Origin of the sequence: Acinetobacter sp. YH12129 (genome assembly GCF_013418685.1) — a bacterium.
Classification (GTDB): domain Bacteria; phylum Pseudomonadota; class Gammaproteobacteria; order Pseudomonadales; family Moraxellaceae; genus Acinetobacter; species Acinetobacter amyesii.
On sequence record NZ_VPBP01000003.1, the window covers coordinates 87773 to 101356 of the forward strand.

Here is a 13584-nt window from a genome sequence, read left to right on the forward strand (position 1 = left end):
ACAAGATGTAAAGGATTTCATCTTCCGCACCTACCGTTTTACAATGCCTACCTATTTGACCTCTAACCACCAAGATAACGATTACCAACATGTTTGAATCTATCGCCCACGCCATTCCTGAGCAGACTATTCAATATCAAGGGGTTGATTTGTGTATTAAGCGTTTGGACTTGGTACACCCACAAATATCAGGCAATAAATTTTATAAACTCAAATATAATTTTATTGAGGCGCAGAAATTAGGGTTTAAACAGGTGCTTAGCTTTGGCGGTGCTTATTCAAATCACATTGCAGCCACAGCATATGCTGCACATTTATTTGGATTCGGTAGTCTAGGCATCATTCGTGGAGAAGAATTACAACATCAAGCCCGAAATCCTACTTTAGCCACCGCCGAACAGTTTGGTATGCAGCTCAGTTTTGTCACACGCCAACAGTATCGAGAACAGAAACAAGCAGACGCTTTAGCGCAATTACGACAGGAATTTCCCGAACATTATGTCATTCCTGAAGGTGGAACCAATGCATTGGCTATCCGTGGCTGTAGAGAAATCTTAAGCCATGAAAATCAAAAAAATTTTGATCTCATCTGCTGTGCAGTCGGTACAGGTGGAACCATAACGGGCTTGATTGAAGCCAGTGCTGAACATCAACATGTTCTTGGCTTTTCAGCGCTCAAAGGCAATTTTCTTTGCGACGATGTTGCTCAGCTGACGCAGAAAACCAATTGGAGCATCAGTGATGAATTTTGCTGTGGTGGCTATGCCAAAACAACGCCGGAACTTTTACAGTTTATGCATGACTTTGAGCAACGCTATGCGATTCCATTAGAACAGGTCTATACGGCTAAAATGCTGCGAGGTATTTTCTGCATGATTGAGCGGGGTCAAATTACAAGCCATCAACGTGTTTTAGTGATTCATACTGGTGGCCTACAAGGTCGCCTGAAAGGTTCAACCGAAGCGCTAAAAAGCGTATAATCCTGCGTCCTTTCTTCCACGCGGAAACTTACCATGTCGCAAAATCAATATGATGTCCTTGTTTTAGGTGCTGGCGCATCAGGCTTAATGACGGCATTTAAAGCGGCGCAGCGTGGACGCAAAGTTTTGGTGGTTGAAAAAGCTAATAAAGTTGGCAAAAAAATCCTAATGTCTGGCGGCGGTAAATGCAATTTCACCAATTTATATGTCGAACCAGAAAATTATATTTCACATAATCCGCACTTTGTTATTTCAGCATTAACTCGCTATACCAACTGGGACTTCATTGGTATGGTCTGCGAATATGGCATTGAGTACGAAGAGCGCAAACATGGGCAGTTATTTACCCAAAATGGTGCAAAAGAAATTCTCGCCATGCTATTGGCAGAATGTGACAAAACAGGCTTGGTGGATATTAAAACCAACTGTGAAGTAAAAGCAGTCAATGCCTTGCCAGAACAAGGCTTTCAAGTGGCAACCAATCTAGGCTATTTTGAAGCAGAATCGGTGGTTATTGCCAGTGGCGGTCTTTCTATTCCTACTTTAGGTGGTTCAGGAATTGGCTATGAGATTGCCAAACAATTTGGTCATTCTGTCTACCCCACTCGCGCTGGCTTAGTACCCTTCACTTTCTCCGATAGTTTTAAAGAAGTCACCACACGCTTGAGCGGCAATGCTGTTGAAGCCACGTTATCGAATGAGTTAAACAGTTTTACTGAGGCTCTACTCTTTACTCACCGTGGTTTAAGTGGCCCAAGCTCATTGCAGCTTTCAAACTACTGGGATGTCGGCCAACGCTTTAATATCAATTTCCTTCCAGCTTTAGATGTTTTAGATTTCCTCAAATCTAAGAAATCTAGTCAACCCAAAGTGTTACTGCGTACACTGTTCAATGAACACTTACCGAAAAGTGTAGTTATAGAATTACAAAATCTGATTTGGCCTGAACAAGCTGAATTAGCCATTGGCAATATTAGTGATGAAAAACTAGAACTTATTGCAAGCCGTTTAGAAAGCTTTGAAGTGAAGCCATCAGGCACTGAAGGTTACCGTACTGCTGAAGTTACACTCGGTGGTGTGGATACCACTGAAGTCTCATCAAAAACCATGGAAAGTAAAAAACAGAAAGGCTTGTACTTTATTGGCGAAGTGCTCGATGTAACGGGTCATTTAGGTGGATACAATTTCCAATGGGCATGGGCTTCTGCACATGCGGCTTCTGAATACGTCTGATCTCGACATAGAATGAATTAATCATAATCTGCAGATGATCTCTGCATAAAAAAGGCTGATTCATTCAGCCCTTTTTTTATGCCCGATCTGACTTATTCAAGATAGTCGGTTTTAAATAATGATACTGACGACGACGAAGTTCGTTGAATTGTCAGATCCATTTTTTCAACGGCAACTGAAATATGTTGTGGTTGCACGCTTGCGGTTTGTTTGAGTGTCGATACTAAAGTATTGAGCATTGAAATTACCCCCATTTTGCCATTCCTTTGCAAGGATCATAAGTGTCATTCATGACAGCAATATGAATCCTAAGTTTTTATATTTTAAGTAATATTCTATATATCACTATTACTTAAAATACCAATTTTCGAGTAAATTTCAATCATTATTTTTGGACTGATTGGTATAATTTTTTTCACTGTTTGGCGGTGATTGTTCTGCATGCTCCAAATTAGTGCGTTTTGATTTTGCAAAAATAAAGCGTCGTGCGCTTGCCAAAAAACCCACCGTGATCCCTGCAATAATCACTGGGGCTAAAAATTTATTCGGTGCTTTTGCCATACAATATTCCTTAATAGAGCATTAAAATCGACCACTTAAGCGTGGCCGATTTTCTAAAGACGGAACAGGTTAATTAGGGTCATCCGGTTTTGGCGGAGTTACAGGTGCCGAAGGTGCATCGACCTGTTTTTCAGCCTCGCCTGTCGATCCAAATGGATTATTTTGTGGTTGATCACTTGGGTTTACATCCAACTGATCTGGCGTGGCCGTTTCTTTTTCACTGACGCCGGGTGCAGCCTGTTGAATGTTTGGATAGCCATCGTCGATTTTCACTTCAGAAGTCATCACAGATGTTGATGGCGTTGGACTCGCTACAGACGATGTAGGCGTATTAAAGGTGGTTTTTGCCTTCGCCTGTTCCTGTACTGGATTCGGTTCGTTGGCTTCACGTTTCGCTTTATCGATAAGATCTGATAACAATCGTTCCGCCGGATTGCGACCACCTAAACCAAAGGCCAAAGCGAAAGCAACTGCAACCGCACCAAGCGTTAAACCAAAGGCCAAATTCACGATCGAGTCGGCAATACCCATGGCACGCAAGCCCATGGCTACAACCAAGCCCATAATCAGCACACGGACCAAATTACCTAACCAACGTGAACTGTTATATTCCCCTCGTTGCACCACATTTGCCACAATATTGGCAAGCCAGAAACCCACCACCAAGATTACAGCACCAAGTAAAATACTTGCACCGAACTGGATAAACATGGCAATCAAGGCACTGATTTGCTCAAAGCCTAAACGGTTAGCAGCTTCAGATACCGCAAACAACATTGTGAAAAATACAATGAGGCAACCGACAACATCCGACACTTTGGTTTTGCCCAAAAAGCGTTGTATGTCTAATTTTTCTGGTACAGCATCAACACCTGTACCCGAGATCACATCCACAACTAGACGCGCTACAAAGCGTGACACCACATAGGCCAAGATTAAGATTAAACCTGCGGCAATGATGTTCGGTATCGCATACATGATCTCATGTAACATGGCTGTTGCAGGCTGAGAAATCGCCTCGATACCAAGTGCTTCGAAAGCCACAATTAATGCAGTGATAATGACTATAGCAAAGACAAAATTACCCAAAACTTGAGCAAGTTTTGCGTTTTTAAACATGCCCACTTTTTCGACTTGCTGCTGCAAACTCAAACTGTTCACCAAGCCTTCCACGATACCTCGCACAATCTTCGCCAAAATATAACCCACAAAGACGATGACACCGGCAATAAAGATATTGGGAAGATAAGAAACAACTTCAGTGACCATATTTTGGATTGGGAACAATAGACCGTTCAAACCCAAGATCGATAAAACAATCGGTAGGAAAAGTAACAAAATCAGCCAATATACAATTTCACTGATATTTTGACTGATAGGGCTGACGCCAACCTCAGAACTAAGTTTTTCATCGAGTTGGGTTTTATCAAGCAGTTTTTTTGAACCGACTTTGACCAAACTCGCCACGATCCAACCAATAAAACCCACGGCTACCGCAGCCAAGAGCTGTGGAATAAATAACAAGAACTGCTGAATCATATTACTGAATGGGCCACTGACACTGGTCAAATTCAGCACATTGAGCGCACCAATGACGGCAATGATCAAAATAATCCAGAACACTACTCTGGAGACTATATTTTCAACATTGGAACGGTGCCCAGTTGCATTTGAAAGTTTTTGATTTGTACCTAATTGTTGCAGAACTTTTTTGACGCCAGCAGCAATCAATAAAGCAATGACCCAACCAATCAGGAGAATTGCTACTGCACTTAAAATGGGGTGAAACTGTTCCCAATAATACATGGCATCAAAACGGCCACGCGGACCACCCAGATAATCATTCATACGTTCGCCCTCATTGTTATACATGATCTGTTGTTATGTGCATTTTTACGTATGCCGCGATATCACACAGCATTGGTGCTTTAAACTTGAGCTTTCTTTTCCACCTTAGTTTTTGCGTATTTTTTAATCAACCAAAGTATGCATAACTCCAACAAAAGCTCACAATTGAATGTAAAAAAGCCTTGGCATAACCAAGGCTTTATTTGTGTCATTCTGATGAGATGCTTAAGGTTCAGATCTTGCAATCATGTAAATCTGTCTCATGTATTTATCATCAATGATCTGTCGCAGTTGCTGTATTTGAATCATTGGCAACAGCTTCATCCCCCGCTGTACCGCTAGTCGTATCATTGGCAGTTGCAGTTTGTGCATTCGGTGCAGGATGATCAGGTGGTGCATCCGAAGCAGACGGTTTCATATCTGCAAACATATAAAATAATAACGCGATTAAGAAGATACCCACTAAAATTAGCATATACACTGGGATACGTTTTTTTTGTGTTGTTTCTTCTGCGCTGGTGGTATGGGGCGGTTTATTAAAATCGTGTGTCATATTCCCCTCGCTATTTTGTTGTTCGTCGTTCACTTTTTATACTAGCAATACAATATCCTTTGTTGTGTGAAGAACAATTACAATCCGTGAAAACATGTAACTTGAAAGATCAATTCAATTTATTTCCGTGTTACTGTTTAGATAGATGACTTATTTTTAGATTTAAAATCAATCGCTAAGGTATAAATATCGGACAATGAACTGAATGCACCATTTCAATCGTATTTATTTACAGCGTGAGAAGTGTTGCGATAATAAATGCTTTTTTTGAGCTAGATGGAATTCTCTGCTTTTGATGGATGAAATGAGCTATAATCATGCACCTTATTTTTCACCTGTTATCAAATCTATGGCGTACCATCAACAAGGTGTAACGCTTGATCTTGACACTGACGTCACTCATCAATGTTCCCTTCATTACACTCGTGATCAGCATCTTATTGGCATTATTGAATTTAGTAAGCCAAGTTATGTGTTGAAATGGGGTGATTTGGAATATTTCCGCCGACGTACTGAAGAGTTTTCAGTGATGCCATTCCCTGAATGCATCAATGCGATGGTGATTGATATTCGAAATATTGCGGCTTTTTTAGATAATGAAGTGCCTATTATTCCTTGGCGCTTGCTCGAAGAAGAATGCCCGATTCGCTTAGTTGTTCCCCAAGATCGACTGGAGCATTATGCTGGCTTTTTTGAACCGACTTGGTTGACTTCCGACGTAGACACAGCGATTCAAGAAATTCGTGAATTTATGGATATGTTTGTGCATTAACACGGAGATTAAACTAAAGTTTAATCCCGAAAACCTCCATTTGGAGGTTTTTTTATGCCCTTTTATTTTAATGATTTATTTCACAATCAAATTAATTTAAATGATATTCAACAACTTACAACAAATTTACTTATAAAAAATCTTCATAACGTATCCCATTTCTTAGTAACAATTCGGCAATAAATTTTGCTTGAGCCTTGTTCGATTTATCACCTAAGATGTAGAAAATGATCTCTTTTTTATTGTTGAAACATTCTTAAAAACAGAGCAATAAAACTAAATACGTAACAAGATCATAAAAAGTGGATATTAAATCAGGGTAAAAGGAGTTTTAACGATGACGTCAAAAAAACATTTAGCAACTTTGTTCTGTGCAAGTGCGCTCACTTTAGGGCTTAGCGCATGTAGTGACAATAAAGCACCTACAACGGATAAAGCTGCAGGAAGTGAAGCTGCTGTTTCTGACTCAGGGACTTTAGATAAGATCAAAAAATCGGGCACGATTGTTTTAGGCTATCGCGATTCATCGATTCCATTTTCATATATCGCAGATAATCCAAACCAACCTGTGGGTTATGCGCATGATCTTCAATTAAAAGTAGTTGAAGCAGTAAAAAAACAATTAAATCTTCCCGATTTAAAAATCCGTTATAACTTAGTGACCAGCCAAAACCGAATTCCATTGGTTTCTAATGGCACCGTCGACTTAGAGTGTGGTTCAACCACCAACAATAAAGAACGCCAACAACAAGTTGATTTCTCAACAGGTTTCTTTGAAGTGGGTTCACGCTTACTTACTGCAAAAGACTCTGGGATTAAAGACTTCGCTGACCTTAAAGGTAAAAAATTAGTCACCACGGCAGGAACGACATCTGAGCGTTATATTCGTCAACATGAAAAAGAGTTAGGTATTGGTGAAGTCATTTCTGCCAAAGACCACGCTGAGTCTTTCCTCATGCTACAAAATGGTCGTGCAGCGGCATTTATGATGGATGATATTTTGCTGGCGGGTGAAAAATCGAAAGCCAAAGATCCAAATAAATGGGAAATCGTGGGTACAGCACCGATTCAAGAAATTTATGGTTGTATGCTACGTAAAGGCGATACTGGCTTTAAACAAGTGGTTGATGATGCAATCAAAGCGACCTATAGCTCTGGTGAAATCAATGACATGTATAAAAAATGGTTCCAAACGCCAATTCCACCAAAAAATATCAATTTGAATTTCCCGATGTCTGATCAATTAAAAGCATTGATTAGCAATCCACATGACCGTGACGAATAACTTTCCCTAAACATTCTAAAGATGCTTAAGCCAAACGGATTTTGGCTTAAGCTCATTATAGGGAGTTCCTATGAATTATAGCTGGAATTGGGGTGTGCTGTTCCAATCTACTGGTGTAGGTGATTCGACCTACCTGAATTGGATTTTAATTGGAATCGGCTGGCTGTTTGTCATCGCTTTGGTGGCATGGAGCATTGCGATGGTGCTCGGCAGCATCTTGGGTATTATGCGTACCCTACCGAGTCCTGTAGCACGAGGTATTGGTACGGCCTACGTAACTATTTTCCGAAATGTACCCTTATTGATTCAACTGTTTATTTGGTTCTATGTTGTACCTAACTTCCTCCCTGCTGCGATTAAAAGCTGGTGGATGAATGACCTTGGGGCAAATACGACCGCCTTAATTTCCGCAAGTGTCGGCTTGGGTCTTTTTACAGCTGCACGGGTCTGTGAGCAAGTCAGGACTGGTATTGAAGCGCTTCCTTTGGGGCAAACCAATGCAGGTTATGCCATGGGATTTAGCACGGCTCAACTATACCGCTATGTGATCTTACCGCAGTCATTCCGCACGATTTTGCCACCTCTCAGCTCTGAGTTGACCAACTGTGTCAAAAACACCTCAGTTGCGTCTTTGGTCGGTGTTGCAGAAATCATTTCACAGATGAAAACCATCAGTGAATACACGCAAAACACCATCGAAATTTATACCTACGTCACCATTATTTTCATCGTGATCAACATCTGTTTAATTGGTTTCATGAATTTTCTGGAAAAACGCCTACGCGTTCCTGGCTTAATTGCAGGAGATAAATAATGGAATGGCTCAGTTCTTTTATTCAAGACCTCCAAGCGTCTGGCCCTGCACTATGGCATGGTTTCAGCATCACACTCAAAGTGGTGATCACGGCAACCATTGGTGGTGTCTTTATTGGGACTTTATTGGCGTTGATGCGCCTGTCCTCGATTAAGGCTTTTAATATTTTTGCTAAAGGCTATGTGAACCTCTTTCGTTCTATTCCTTTGCTCTTGGTGCTGATGTGGTTCTACTTTGCAGTACCCTTTATCTACACAGGGATCACAGGTAACTATCTAACGATTGATACTGCCCTCGTTTCGAGTATCGTGGCCTTCATGCTATTTGAAGCTGCTTACTTTTCAGAGATTGTCCGTGCCGGGATTCAATCAATTCCTAAAGGTCAAACTTCTGCAGCTTATGCTCTCGGTATGAGCTATAGCCAAGCAATGCGCTTAATTATTTTGCCGCAATCTTTTCGCAAAATGACGCCACTGCTTTTACAGCAAACCATCATTCTGTTCCAAGATTCAACCATGGTTTATGCCATCGGACTGTTAGACTTTTTCCGCACCAACTATGTTCGAGGCGACCTCATGTCATTGTTAACTCAATACATTCTGTTTGCCGGTTTGGTGTATTTCACTATTAGTATGATCGCCACCTATGCAGTTAAAAAATTACAACGGAGGTTAAGTGTATGACCGATCAAAAAACGATGATTGACCTCCAAAATGTCAGTAAATGGTATAAAGATTTTCAAGTGCTTACCGATTGCACGACTCAAATTAAACAAGGTGAAGTGGTTGTGGTGTGTGGGCCTTCAGGTTCTGGTAAATCAACACTCATTAAAACCGTCAATGGACTTGAGCCTTTTCAAGCCGGTACGATTTTGGTCGACGGTATTTCCATTAATGACCCAAAAACCGATTTAAATAAATTGCGTAGTCGTGTTGGTATGGTGTTCCAGCACTTTGAACTGTTTCCACATTTATCCATTACAGAAAACCTGACCATTGCGCAGGTTAAAGTCTTGGGCCGATCAGAAGCCGAAGCCAAGAAAAAAGGCTTGGCTTATTTAGATCGTGTGGGTTTAAGTGCGCATGCCGCTAAATTCCCTGCACAGTTATCAGGTGGACAACAACAACGTGTTGCGATTGCACGTGCGCTCAGTATGGACCCGATTGCCATGTTGTTTGATGAGCCGACTTCGGCACTTGATCCAGAGATGATTAACGAAGTGCTTGATGTGATGGTCGGTCTTGCCAAAGAAGGTATGACCATGATGTGTGTAACCCATGAGATGGGCTTTGCGCGTCAGGTTGCGGACCGTGTGATCTTTATGGATCAAGGAAAAATTATGGAAGACTGCAGTAAAGATGATTTCTTTAATGCCCCTCGTGGTGAACGAGCGCAGCAGTTCTTAAATAAAATTCTGCATTAACATCAAAACGTTTATTTAACTGATGTTACACAGTAACATCAGAAGCGCAATTTGATTGAAATAAAAGTACGATACGCGGTAACGTCATCCGCAAGTATTTGAGATAGGACTTCTTCTAATCAAAAATTTTTTTGCGATACTTTAGATAATTAGACGCTAGTGAACGAGTTTTGTCGGTGAGGTGCATTGCACCGCAAGATGGTTTCCTTGCGAAGCACGCTTCTCATTTTGCCTAATGAGAAGCGTGCTTCGTAAGAGTACCTCCAGCCGAAGGCTAATCCCTTTATTCATTCTCTTGATGTAAGACTCCGTCGAATTGGCTTAACAATCATTTTAAAAATGCAAAATTACTTTTGCATGCATAACATCAGTTATTTAATTTCCGAAAATAAAAAAGCTCATCCATCGATGAGCTTTTTTCATGGCACCTTACCAATAGTTTTCTACAGCAATATTACCTTCACCACGGCGGTTCATGGTCAAACCGCGCGCCTTTAATGCTGCCTTGGTGTCATCAACCATTTGTGGATTACCACACAACATGACATGCGTCGTTTCCACATTAAACGCTAAGCCCGCCGCCTGTTCTAGCTCGCCATTTTCAATTAAAACTGGTAAACGATCATGCAGCGGTGCATTTGGATCACGTGTCACAATAGGTATAAATTTAAAACCCGTATGCCCTTCACCAAAGGTCTCGGCGATTTCTTGAATACGCTCGATATAAGCCAATTCTGATACGGTACGCACACTGTAGACTAGATTAATTTTTTCGTATTTAGACCACGTTTCAAAGTCTTGTAGCATTGATAAAAATGGTGCAAGACCCGTTCCTGTCCCCAACAGCCATAAGTCCTTCGGCAATGGCAACTGATAACGTGCCAAGGTAAGGAAGCCATAAGGGACTTTTTCTAAATACAGCTCATCACCCATTTGTAGATGCTGTAAATTCGAGGTAAAAGCACCATCTGGAACGACGATAGAGAAAAATTCTAAAGTTTCATCAAAGGGTGACGACACCACAGAATAGGCACGAACCACCAATTCATCGCCCACTTTCAAGCCGATTCGTGCGAACTGACCAGCGGTAAATTTAAAATGCGCAGGACGTGTCATGGTAAAACTGAACAAAGTATTGGTCCAACGGTGTACAGATAAAACCTTTTCTAAGCTAAATTTTTCAATTGACATGATTTGAACGTGGCGTGACAGACTGTGCTCATGTTAGCATGACAGCATAATTTATTAATATTTTTTAAATGTTAAGGCCTGATTCATGCGCATGACTTTACGCCAGTTGGCTGTTTTTGTAGCAGTCGCTCAAGAAGGTACCGTTACCAAAGCCAGTGATGCTGTCAAACTTACTCAAAGTGCAGCAAGTATGGCATTGGCAGACCTCGAAGATGGTCTCGGTGCTCCACTGTTTGACCGACTTGGTAAACGCTTGCAATTGAATGACTTGGGTCGTTTTTTATTGCCACAAGCTTTGGAAATTTTAGGGCGCTGTGAAGCTTTTGAACAAGCAGCGAAAGGCGAACTACAAAGTATTGATCTGCGTTTGGGTGCGACCCTAACCATCAGTGACTACTTGATGCCAGACCTCATGGCAGATTTCCTACAAATTCAGCCTCAAGCACATTTACAACTTCAAGTCGGCAATACCCGCCAAATGATTGAAGCGGTAAACCAATTTCAGTTGGATTTGGCCTTAATTGAAGGTTCATGTCATCTGCCACAGCTGCAATGTATTCACTGGCGTGACGATGAACTTGCTGTGTGCTGTTCACCTGAGCACCCTTTAGCGAAGCTGGATCGTGCACTCACTGCGGCTGACTTTGATAACGTAGAATGGATCTTACGTGAAGAAGGTTCAGGCACACGTGAAGTATTTGATAACGCAATTTTAAAAGACCTGCCAGATGCCAATATTCGTTTAACCTTGGGTCATAACGAAGCCATTCTAAAAATCGTGGCAGGTGGTCTTGGTATGTCATGTATTTCTAAACTGGCAATTGAGCCTTTACGTGAAAAAGGTCAATTGGTGGTTTTAGATACGCCGTTTTGGCAACTTGCCCGTCCATTATTCATGTTGGTACATCGTCAGAAATACCAAGGACCGGGTCTCAAAGCCTTTATGCAATTTTGTGAAAAATCTGTCTAAATAAAAAAAGCGCCTAATGGCGCTTTTTTTGTGAATGCTTCCATTACCACCTAGAATCATTCTCACAAGCAATACCGTCATTATCACCATCCATCTTCGTGTTTGGACAATTCTTAATAAACCACTGAGCTTCATCTCTTGAGCGCATTTGACTGCAATACTGTCGTCCATCACAACTAAACTGAGCTTTTTCTACTGCCCTTGGCGAATCACTTGAAGCAGGTGCCTGCGCAGTGTCTTGAACAACAGACTGAGCTTGCGTTGAAGCTGTTCCGTATAGATTTTTTTCACCTTGCTCAGACAGCACCCGATCGGGTAAATCCCCCTGAGCTTTACGTTGTTCTTTTACGATGTTTTCATTTTCTTGCATGAGCTGTTGTAAATGTTGTTGCTTCTGTTCTTGGTACTGCTGATATTTACTATAGACGGCCACAGCTAAAACTAGAATCACAATGAGTCCAATAATACTGATGATTTTACTGCCCCAAACTGTGCCTTTGGCTATATCGTGAGGAGTAACTTGATCGTTTACTCGATCTAGCATTGATTCAAATGACGGATTTATCTGTTCATGAGTGGACTGCTCTTTTTTCAAATCTAAACGGATGATATTTACAGCTTTAAATTTACCTTGATCTGCTTCAATCCTGTATTTGAGATTTTCTCCAACACGTGGTTCGATGTGTCGGCTAGGAAAATCACGAATATGAAAAAATAAATCCTTTGCTTGATCTTGTTGTATAAATCCAAAGCCGCGCTCAACGTTATAGCTTTTGATTTTCCCCTCTTTAAACATAAAAATTGTCTATCATCTTTTCTTTTAATGCTCTTATGATAATAAAAAAAGAGGCCCTATAGACCTCTTTCGATTTCAAAGAAATCTTAAAATTACATTATTTACGCAAATTTGAAAGCAATGCTGAAGTAATCGACTGGTTATTTGCCACGACTTTAGATTTTTTAGCTTTTGCAGATTTGTCTTCTTCACGCTCAATGTTAATGGCCTTATAACGATCACCATTTTCCACCACATTAAATTTCACGCGATCATTACGTTTTGGTTCGACACCATCTGCGGGAAAGTCAGAGATATGGAAAAATACATCACCTTCTTCGCATGAAAGAAAGCCAAAGCCCTTTTCAGGATTGTACTGCTTCACTTTACCTTTATATTGTTCGGACTTCATAAAGTACCCTATTCCATTTATTCCAATGTCTTTAGTATATAAAAAAAGAGGCTATAAAAGCCCCTTTTCTGTTCATGATGCAAAAATTAGTCTTTTTGAACTGAACCGAAAATTTTATCGCCTGCATCGCCAAGACCAGGAACGATATAACCGTTTTCATTTAAACCTTGGTCTACAGATGCTGTGTAAATGATCACATCTGGGTGAGCTTCATTCACACGTTTAATGCCTTCTGGAGCTGCAACAAGCACCATGACACGAATATCTTTACAACCACTGGCTTTTAGAACGTCAATAGCAGCAACGAGCGATGAACCCGTTGCAAGCATTGGGTCAATAATCATCGCTAAACGGTTTTGTACGTCTGGTACTAATTTTTTGTAGTAAGTACGCGCTTCTAAAGTTTCTTCATCACGCTCTAAACCCAATACAGATACTTTCGCACTTGGAATCAGGTTTAAGAAACCATCCAACATACCAATACCTGCACGTAAAATCGGTACGACTGTTATTTTTTTACCGGCAATACGATCTACAGTTACTTTACCATTCCAACCATCAATTTCATGATCGACCATTGGTAAATCTTTCGTTGCTTCATAAGTCAGAAGCATAGTCACTTCTTGAGCAAGCTCACGGAAGTTTTTAGTACTAATATCTGCACGACGAAGTAAGCCGAGTTTATGTCGAATAAGAGGATGACGGATTTCATGGATAGCCACGGGAGAACACCTAAAAGGTTAAGATAAAATTTCAACCATTATAAA

The 13584-nt window shown here is 40.9% G+C and carries 16 protein-coding genes; 8 read left to right on the forward strand and 8 right to left on the reverse strand.

Translation table 11 applies throughout. The annotated features are described in order from the left end of the window. Positions 1–89 precede the first annotated feature (89 nt). Both FTU65_RS02870 and FTU65_RS02875 read left to right on the forward strand, forming a co-directional pair. A complete protein-coding gene (locus FTU65_RS02870) occupies positions 90–980 on the forward strand; it encodes a 1-aminocyclopropane-1-carboxylate deaminase/D-cysteine desulfhydrase (protein ID WP_180025847.1) in 891 nt (296 codons plus the stop codon). Positions 981–1013: 33 nt separating this feature from the next. Beyond that, positions 1014–2213, forward strand: a complete 1200-nt coding sequence (locus tag FTU65_RS02875; protein WP_180025848.1) for an NAD(P)/FAD-dependent oxidoreductase — start codon at positions 1014–1016, stop codon at positions 2211–2213. Positions 2214–2305: 92 nt separating this feature from the next. On the opposite strand, the gene FTU65_RS02880 is transcribed toward FTU65_RS02875, so the two are convergent. The 4 genes from FTU65_RS02880 to FTU65_RS02895 all read right to left on the reverse strand — a co-directional run bounded on the left by FTU65_RS02880 (position 2306) and on the right by FTU65_RS02895 (position 5175). Next, on the reverse strand, positions 2306–2467 hold the full coding sequence (locus tag FTU65_RS02880) for a hypothetical protein (protein WP_180066332.1): 162 nt from the start codon (positions 2465–2467) through the stop codon (positions 2306–2308). A 124-nt stretch (positions 2468–2591) separates the two neighbouring features. Further along, positions 2592–2774 (reverse strand): hypothetical protein, encoded by a 183-nt coding sequence (locus tag FTU65_RS02885; RefSeq protein ID WP_180066334.1) that lies wholly within the window; start codon positions 2772–2774, stop codon positions 2592–2594. A 69-nt stretch (positions 2775–2843) separates the two neighbouring features. Further along, positions 2844–4622, reverse strand: coding sequence for a mechanosensitive ion channel (locus FTU65_RS02890; RefSeq protein WP_180066336.1), 1779 nt, complete (start codon positions 4620–4622; stop codon positions 2844–2846). A gap of 274 nt (positions 4623–4896) precedes the next feature. Next, positions 4897–5175, reverse strand: a complete 279-nt coding sequence (locus FTU65_RS02895; protein ID WP_078191085.1) for a hypothetical protein — start codon at positions 5173–5175, stop codon at positions 4897–4899. Positions 5176–5524: 349 nt separating this feature from the next. Between FTU65_RS02895 and FTU65_RS02900 the strand changes: the two genes are divergently transcribed. The 5 genes from FTU65_RS02900 to FTU65_RS02920 all read left to right on the forward strand — a co-directional run bounded on the left by FTU65_RS02900 (position 5525) and on the right by FTU65_RS02920 (position 9469). Next, positions 5525–5947: a hypothetical protein gene (locus FTU65_RS02900; RefSeq protein ID WP_078191199.1), complete on the forward strand. Its 423-nt coding sequence runs from the start codon at positions 5525–5527 to the stop codon at positions 5945–5947. A 337-nt stretch (positions 5948–6284) separates the two neighbouring features. Further along, positions 6285–7232: a transporter substrate-binding domain-containing protein gene (locus tag FTU65_RS02905; protein WP_180004747.1), complete on the forward strand. Its 948-nt coding sequence runs from the start codon at positions 6285–6287 to the stop codon at positions 7230–7232. A 70-nt stretch (positions 7233–7302) separates the two neighbouring features. Continuing rightward, the gene (locus FTU65_RS02910) at positions 7303–8046 is read left to right on the forward strand and encodes an amino acid ABC transporter permease (RefSeq protein ID WP_078191087.1); all 744 of its coding nucleotides are present in this window, start codon (positions 7303–7305) and stop codon (positions 8044–8046) included. Then, positions 8046–8729: an ABC transporter permease subunit gene (locus tag FTU65_RS02915; protein WP_078191088.1), complete on the forward strand. Its 684-nt coding sequence runs from the start codon at positions 8046–8048 to the stop codon at positions 8727–8729. Before FTU65_RS02910 ends, FTU65_RS02915 begins: the two co-directional genes overlap by 1 nt. Continuing rightward, positions 8726–9469, forward strand: a complete 744-nt coding sequence (locus FTU65_RS02920; protein ID WP_373683439.1) for an amino acid ABC transporter ATP-binding protein — start codon at positions 8726–8728, stop codon at positions 9467–9469. The genes FTU65_RS02915 and FTU65_RS02920 overlap by 4 nt, the downstream gene beginning before the upstream one ends. 429 nt (positions 9470–9898) lie before the next feature. Here the strand turns inward: FTU65_RS02920 and FTU65_RS02925 are convergent, their stop codons facing one another. After that, positions 9899–10660 carry a ferredoxin--NADP reductase gene (locus FTU65_RS02925; protein ID WP_180009858.1) on the reverse strand — a complete coding sequence of 254 codons (762 nt, stop codon included), beginning with the start codon at positions 10658–10660 and terminating at the stop codon, positions 9899–9901. Between the two features lie 85 nt (positions 10661–10745). On the opposite strand from FTU65_RS02925, the gene gigC reads away from it, so the two are divergent. Further along, on the forward strand, positions 10746–11630 hold the full coding sequence (gene gigC, locus FTU65_RS02930; protein ID WP_078191091.1) for a LysR family transcriptional regulator GigC: 885 nt from the start codon (positions 10746–10748) through the stop codon (positions 11628–11630). Positions 11631–11673: 43 nt separating this feature from the next. Here gigC and FTU65_RS02935 read toward each other — a convergent pair whose 3' ends face one another. The 3 genes from FTU65_RS02935 to upp all read right to left on the reverse strand — a co-directional run bounded on the left by FTU65_RS02935 (position 11674) and on the right by upp (position 13539). Beyond that, complete coding sequence (locus FTU65_RS02935) at positions 11674–12426, reverse strand: excalibur calcium-binding domain-containing protein (protein ID WP_180009859.1); 753 nt, start codon at positions 12424–12426, stop codon at positions 11674–11676. A 97-nt stretch (positions 12427–12523) separates the two neighbouring features. Then, positions 12524–12817: a cold shock domain-containing protein gene (locus FTU65_RS02940; RefSeq protein WP_168378567.1), complete on the reverse strand. Its 294-nt coding sequence runs from the start codon at positions 12815–12817 to the stop codon at positions 12524–12526. 86 nt (positions 12818–12903) lie between these two features. Beyond that, entirely contained in the window at positions 12904–13539 is a 636-nt protein-coding gene (gene upp, locus FTU65_RS02945) for a uracil phosphoribosyltransferase (RefSeq protein WP_078192289.1), read from the reverse strand. Positions 13540–13584 lie beyond the last annotated feature (45 nt).

Coding starts and splice junctions, on each gene's coding strand:
- FTU65_RS02870 (WP_180025847.1), top strand. CDS start 90: ATGTTTGAATCTATCGCCCACGCCATTCCTGAGCAGACTATTCAATAT.
- FTU65_RS02875 (WP_180025848.1), top strand. CDS start 1,014: ATGTCGCAAAATCAATATGATGTCCTTGTTTTAGGTGCTGGCGCATCA.
- FTU65_RS02880 (WP_180066332.1), bottom strand. CDS start 2,467: ATGGGGGTAATTTCAATGCTCAATACTTTAGTATCGACACTCAAACAA.
- FTU65_RS02885 (WP_180066334.1), bottom strand. CDS start 2,774: ATGGCAAAAGCACCGAATAAATTTTTAGCCCCAGTGATTATTGCAGGG.
- FTU65_RS02890 (WP_180066336.1), bottom strand. CDS start 4,622: ATGAATGATTATCTGGGTGGTCCGCGTGGCCGTTTTGATGCCATGTAT.
- FTU65_RS02895 (WP_078191085.1), bottom strand. CDS start 5,175: ATGACACACGATTTTAATAAACCGCCCCATACCACCAGCGCAGAAGAA.
- FTU65_RS02900 (WP_078191199.1), top strand. CDS start 5,525: ATGGCGTACCATCAACAAGGTGTAACGCTTGATCTTGACACTGACGTC.
- FTU65_RS02905 (WP_180004747.1), top strand. CDS start 6,285: ATGACGTCAAAAAAACATTTAGCAACTTTGTTCTGTGCAAGTGCGCTC.
- FTU65_RS02910 (WP_078191087.1), top strand. CDS start 7,303: ATGAATTATAGCTGGAATTGGGGTGTGCTGTTCCAATCTACTGGTGTA.
- FTU65_RS02915 (WP_078191088.1), top strand. CDS start 8,046: ATGGAATGGCTCAGTTCTTTTATTCAAGACCTCCAAGCGTCTGGCCCT.
- FTU65_RS02920 (WP_373683439.1), top strand. CDS start 8,726: ATGACCGATCAAAAAACGATGATTGACCTCCAAAATGTCAGTAAATGG.
- FTU65_RS02925 (WP_180009858.1), bottom strand. CDS start 10,660: ATGTCAATTGAAAAATTTAGCTTAGAAAAGGTTTTATCTGTACACCGT.
- gigC (WP_078191091.1), top strand. CDS start 10,746: ATGCGCATGACTTTACGCCAGTTGGCTGTTTTTGTAGCAGTCGCTCAA.
- FTU65_RS02935 (WP_180009859.1), bottom strand. CDS start 12,426: ATGTTTAAAGAGGGGAAAATCAAAAGCTATAACGTTGAGCGCGGCTTT.
- FTU65_RS02940 (WP_168378567.1), bottom strand. CDS start 12,817: ATGAAGTCCGAACAATATAAAGGTAAAGTGAAGCAGTACAATCCTGAA.